The organism is Acinetobacter sp. YH16052 (assembly GCF_013417155.1).
Classification (GTDB): Bacteria; Pseudomonadota; Gammaproteobacteria; order Pseudomonadales; family Moraxellaceae; genus Acinetobacter.
Genome location: NZ_VPEO01000016.1, coordinates 69,626 through 75,831, shown reverse-complemented (window position 1 = coordinate 75,831; position 6,206 = coordinate 69,626). Strand labels below are relative to the sequence as shown.

The window sequence follows — 6,206 nt, the reverse complement described above, 5'->3', positions numbered from 1 at the left end:
ACTGAGGATCAGAGAGCTTGTTTGAATCGATGTATTTCATCCGCAGATTATGCACGAATGCTAAGAAATCCGGAGTGCAAATATTAACCAAAAAGAAGATCGTTTTTTGATTTATGAAAGAGATCTAAGGAGTAATTCTGCACTCGGAAAATGGCGTTTTAGGTTTTGCTGCATTGAGTGATCCCGAACAGGCAGATGATGACCTGATTAACGCCGGTAAAGAACTCGTAAGCATGTTGCAAGGTGGCAGTTTTATGAATTCTGCCGACTCTTTCGATATCATGCGAGGCGGGCATCTGGATATCTGTATCATGGGGGCTTTTCAGGTCGCTATTAATGGTGATCTGGCGAACTGGCATACCGGTAATGCTGATGCTGTACCTGCTGTAGGCGGTGCGATGGATCTGGCAGTGGGTGCTCGCTGTGTCTATGTTTGCATGGAACATGTGACCAAAAACGGTGAGGCAAAAATTGTTGAAGAACTGACTTATCCTCTAACAGGTAAACATTGTGTCAACCGTATTTATACTGATTTGTGTGTGATTGAATTAAAAGACCGACAAGCTCAGGTTATTGAAATAGTGGATGGCTTAAGCTTTGAAGAATTACAACAGCAGACAGGCTGTAAATTAGTGGACAGTCGTCAACAAGCAGCCTAAAAATAAGTCCGCAATATTCTGATTAAGTAAAAGTATAGTTTTAGATCACAGCTTCGGCTGTGATTTTTAAATTTTAGAATTATTATCAAATACACGTAATATTGACCATATTTCCGTATTTTAAAGATATAAATACAAACTTTTGCTAATGATTATTTTAATAATAAGTCTAAAATGTTAACAAGCTAAGGAAGGTGATAGTCTGAATGAATAATAATTGTGATGATCAAGAAATTTTTCATATTTTTAATCTGATTGGTCGCCATACTGAACTTAAGCCTATCCTCGATGTCATTAGCCAGTGGCTTGAATCGCGCATTCCAGATGCGCTTGTCACCATTATGCTCTATCAGGATGACACCCAAACTTTAAATGTTATAAGTGGCAAACAGCACTTTTCAAAAGAGTACTGTAATGCTATTCAAGATTTGAAAATTGGGCCAAATCAAGGATCGTGTGGCGTAGCTGCTTTCTTACGTCAGTTGGTCATTAGTCCGAATTTAATGAAAGACCCAAACTGGCAGCCTTACCGTGCTTTGGTAAACGCAGAAAAATTGTCTAGCTGCTGGTCTATGCCGATTATTAATGCTTCAGATATTCTATACGGAACGTTTGCCACCTATTATCGAACACCCAAAATACCGACTGAACCTCATATTCAGCTTTTACAGCAAGCGGCAAAATTAGTTGCCCTCGCAATCGAGCTTGATCAGGAACGTCAAAAAAGACATGAGCTTAATGAAAAATACAGCTCATTTTATACCTATCATCCAGATATTATTTTTGAACTTGACCTGCAGGGACATGTGCTTAATACCAATATTGCTTGCGAAGAAATTACTGGTTTTTCTAAAGCACAAATTCATGGTCAGCACTATTGTGCCTTCGTACCGCCCGAATTCCATGAACTTGCGAATGTTTCATTTTCAGAAGCGGCGCAAGGTAAATCTCAACATTATGAACTTCCAATTTATAATGTTGCAGGCGATATTTTATGGCTGGATCTGACCAATTTACCGATTATCCAAAATCAGAAGGTCACCGGCATTATTGGCATTGCCCGAGATATTACTATATCTCGTAAAAACAAGGAGTCTCTACGATTATTAAAACGGGGGGTAGAGGCCAGTCCGAATAGTCTTTTTATTACAGATGTCTCTGAAGAAAGACTAATGGTGTATGTGAATCCAGCTTTTCTAAAGCTCACCGGTTATACAGCAGAAGAAGTATTAGGACAAAGCTGTTTTTTCTTACAGGGTCCAGATACTGATCCGGATCAGATCGCCTTACTCAAGCAAGCGGTCAAAGAACAAAAAGAAATTCAGGTGACTATAAAAAGTTACTGTAAAGATGGCAGCTGGTTCTGGAATCGTTTAACCATAGGTCCTATTTTTGACCAGACAGGAACCTGCACCCATTTTTTAGGGATTCAGGAAGATATTACCCAGCAACGTATTCACGAAGAATATATCCGGCATCAGCATACCCATGACCATTTAACCGGTTTACCGAACCAGTATGCATTCAAACAGATTCTGGAAAATATTTTTGAAGCACAGCACGAGAGCTCACAACCTTTAGTCTTGCTGTATATAGATCTGGATGATTTTAAAAATATCAATGACAGCTTAGGTCATCTGGTGGGTGACCAGATTCTCAAAAGTGTGGGCGAGCGGCTGCAAAAATTTGTGCAAGGCAATAATGTGCTATGCCGCTTTGCTGAAGATGAATTTATTTTGCTGCTCTCAGGGATAGATGAGCATACTGAAGTTGAGGCGATCGCCGGAGAAATTCTTGATCTTCTTTCCACGCTGTTTATCGTCGATCAGTACAAAATACATTTAAGTGCCAGTATGGGTATCGTGGCAGATGACAGCTCGATCCATCATTCTTCTGAATTGATCTATCAGTCTGTTTTGGCAATGCAGGAAGCCAAAAGACAAGGTCGTAATATGTGGCAGTGGTATGAAAAAACCAGAATGCAGCCTGTCGCAGAAATAGACTATACGAATCTGCGTCTGGAACTCATGGAAGCGATCAATCAGGAAAATTTTGACCTGTTCTATCAGCCGTTGATTCATCCTGAAACTGGGCTGGTGACAGGCGTAGAAGCTTTAATCCGCTGGTGCCATCCGCAGCAGGGTTATATTTCCCCAGCGATTTTTATTCCGCTTGCAGAAAGAACCGGGCAGATTATTAGTGTAGGTCAATGGGTGCTAGAAAAGGCCTGTTTAGATATTGGCGAGTGGAACAAGACACACAATAGCCAGATCACAGTATCGGTGAATATTTCTCCTTTGCAATTCCGTAGAGCAGGCTTTTTGCAGGTGCTTGAACATGCGCTTGAACTCAGTCAATTACCGCCGGAATTACTTAAAATTGAAATTACGGAAGGTGTCATCATTAATGGCGCAGATCGAACCATAGAAATTTTGAAAGCGGTGCGTGCTTTAGGTGTACAGGTTGCCATTGATGATTTTGGTACAGGTTATTCGAGTCTCAGTTATCTGCGTCGCTTGCCGATTAATCAAATCAAGTTAGACCGTAGTTTTATTGAAGAGCTGACCCTCGATGGTCAGGATGCTGCAATTGTGCAATCGATTATTCACTTGGCACATCAGCTGGATTTGGAAGTTGTCGCGGAAGGGGTCGAAACTTTAAGTCAGGCCAGTTTGCTCTATCAACAGGGTTGTGATCTGCTACAAGGCTTCTTTTATGCAAAACCTGCGCCTTTAACTGAATTGAAGCCTGTTTATCTCGCAATGGAAAATAGTAAATTGAATTAACTCTAAAAAGTTAAGATATCAATATTTTCAACCGTTCTTCATGTAGAAAGGAAATGGCAAACAGACTTCAAGAATTTTCCTATTTTATGAGCGTATCGGTTCTATAATGTATGCTCAGCATAGAAAGTGGGATAAAAAATAAGATTTTTAACCCTCAAAGGTTTTTGACATTATTTATGGCTCAGGCTGAATATTGGCTAAATTTCTTTCTTGGTTCAGATCATAATAATTAATTATAAAGATCAATAGGGCAAAAATAAAACCTAAAATGACGCAGGCAGACCAGCCATAGCTTTTCCATAAATGCAGCGATAAAAATGCTCCCAGACCGGCACCTGAAAAATAACAGGTCATATAGATGGCATTAATCCGCGAGCGAGCCTGCATTGAAATTCGATAGACCAGATTCTGGTTCAAGACATGCAAACAGGAAATTCCGAAATAAGCCAGAATCAAGCCCAGGATATAAATCCATAAATAATTCTGGGCAAAGAATAAGGGAATCCAGGCTAGAATCAGTCCGCATGTGGCTAGGTGCGCAATCCATTTTTCCCGATGCCTACCAATCATTTTACCGGTCCACTGAGAGGACCAGATGCCGACCACCCCCACAATACCCATGAGACCAATCTGGAAATCATTAAAATGATAAGGTGCTTCAGCCAGAATAAAAGTCATGGTAGTAAAGATAATACTCAGCATGCCAAAGCCCAAGCCGCCGATCATACTACGCCTGATCAGCATGGGTTCTGTGCGTGCAAAGGTAAATAGTGAGCGATAAATTTGCAATATATTCATCTGCAACTGGCTCTTAGCGCTTGGTAACTGGAACCACATGGCCAGACTCAGCAGAAGAATTGCACAACCACTAAACAAGTACACCGCATGCCAGGACCATAAAGTAGAAATCAGTCCGGCCACGGTACGGGCAAACAGAATACCCACCAGAACACCACTCATGAGTAGGCCAACGACTTCGGCACTTTTATCACGCTGCGACAGGCTGGCGGCAAAAGGAATCAGAATCTGGGTGGTGATCGAACAAAAAGAGGCGAGCAGGGTAAAGCCATACAACATATGCAGATTGGTACTGGCTGAAAGCCCAATAAGCGCCAATCCGGTACAGAACATCAAACTGCAGATATACAACCGTTTTTCGAACAAGTCACCCAAAGGGACAAACAAAAATAATCCGGTGGCATAGCCAATCTGGGTCAGTACTACAGTCCAGCCAGACTGAGCCACACTGATCTGCAGATCCTCTGCAATAGAATAAATCAAGGGCTGGTTAAAATAGTTACAACCTGCGCAGAGTGCGCAGGTCATTGCCATCATGAACATGAAACGGCGTGAAATTTGCCCTTGGGCTGACATCCTTGTCTCCTGAGGCTTTAAAAACTATAGTTGGCAGAGAGGTTGATACGCGAAATATCTGCTTCCTTATTGTCAAAGGTTTCACGCTTGCCATGATGATATTCTGCACCCAAATTAATCTTTGGAACAGGAGAATAGATCACGTTAGCCACATAGTCGGTTAAGCGCTTATTGGTTTCCGGATTGGCTTTGGCATAATCGCTAGAATCATCAAAATCAACCACGCTGGCATTAATACTACTACGTAGTTTCGGCGTAAATTTATGCGTGAAGCCAATATTTATACTATTGAACTCATTCAATAAAAGTTCATTATTGATTGGATCGACTGAATAATCGCCACCCCAGGCAGCACCATCGGTTGTTGAACCTTGAGTCAAGAAAGCTGCAATACGCTGATCACCGACCATATGGAAATAGTTCCCCTGAATTGAGTTTTGATCATCTAAACGGTAACGTCCACCAACGCCCACACCCCAGCCAACTTTTTCAATATCACCTGTATCTGTTTGCGCTTGCTTTTGATTGACAAAGCCTTGAGCTAATAAATGAAGAGGGCCTGATTGATGAACATATTTAGTGCTTAAGGCAGGTAAGGCAGAAGAACGATCGCCACCGACCATGTACTCCAGACCGACATTCCAGGTATTTTCCGGATCAAGTTTGAAAGCATAGCTCACCTGAGGTGTACGTAAGACTGATCCACCCAGGAACAAGCTGTAGTCGACAGCTTCAGTGCTAATCTCTGGTGTTGACATCAATGACCAGGCCTGACCAAACGTCCAGTTATAGTATTTTAAGTGTGCATGACGGATACGTAATCCACCATCGCCTTTACCATTGTTGGTCCAGAAGTCGGCTTCTAAACGAGCAGAAACATTCGGATTGCCTCCTAGATCTTTGGCCAGGAAACCAATCCGGCTGGCAGCCGCAGTAAAATCGGAACGTACAGAATCCGGTTCAGTAAAAGGTACTTTATTAATCTGGTTAATGGTACGGCCACGGGCTTCAGTAGTACTTTTGAAATCGACTGCACCATCAAAGCGGATCAAACCATACACATCAACATTGTCCATCATGTTACTTAAACTTTTGGAGTCTGCAGTTTTAGACTGTTCCTGCTGGTTCTTTAATGCAAGTTGCGCGGCTTTTTGCTGTTCCAGTTCAGCTTGGATTTGCTTTAACTGTGATTCTAAAAACTGCATCCGGTCTTCAGATGCTTCTGCTGAAAATGCCTGTGCTGAAGCAATACCACATAGTGTCGCTAAAACTAATTTTTTCATTTCTTAATCCCTGAAGAAACTTTTAATCCTGAATGAAAGGAAACCTTTCTATACGTGTGGTCAATATTTGGAGAAAGAGGAAGACAGCAAGTTAGACTGCCTTC

General features: G+C 41.7%; 3 protein-coding genes and 1 pseudogene. 2 read left to right on the top strand and 2 right to left on the bottom strand.

Translation table 11 applies throughout. The features are described from left to right. Nucleotides 1-131 precede the first annotated feature (131 nt). A pseudogene (locus tag FTV42_RS11715) lies at nucleotides 132-659 on the top strand (CoA-transferase); the annotation flags it as partial. 206 nt (nucleotides 660-865) lie between these two features. Beyond that, nucleotides 866-3,445 carry an EAL domain-containing protein gene (locus FTV42_RS11710; protein WP_180038873.1) on the top strand — a complete coding sequence of 860 codons (2,580 nt, stop codon included), beginning with the start codon at nucleotides 866-868 and terminating at the stop codon, nucleotides 3,443-3,445. A 174-nt stretch (nucleotides 3,446-3,619) separates the two neighbouring features. Here the strand turns inward: FTV42_RS11710 and FTV42_RS11705 are convergent, their stop codons facing one another. Together FTV42_RS11705 and FTV42_RS11700 are read right to left on the bottom strand one after the other, a co-directional pair. After that, a complete protein-coding gene (locus FTV42_RS11705; protein WP_180038872.1) occupies nucleotides 3,620-4,819 on the bottom strand; it encodes an MFS transporter in 1,200 nt (399 codons plus the stop codon). Between the two features lie 17 nt (nucleotides 4,820-4,836). Continuing rightward, nucleotides 4,837-6,102, bottom strand: a complete 1,266-nt coding sequence (locus FTV42_RS11700; RefSeq protein WP_180038871.1) for a DcaP family trimeric outer membrane transporter — start codon at nucleotides 6,100-6,102, stop codon at nucleotides 4,837-4,839. Nucleotides 6,103-6,206: the final 104 nt, after the last annotated feature.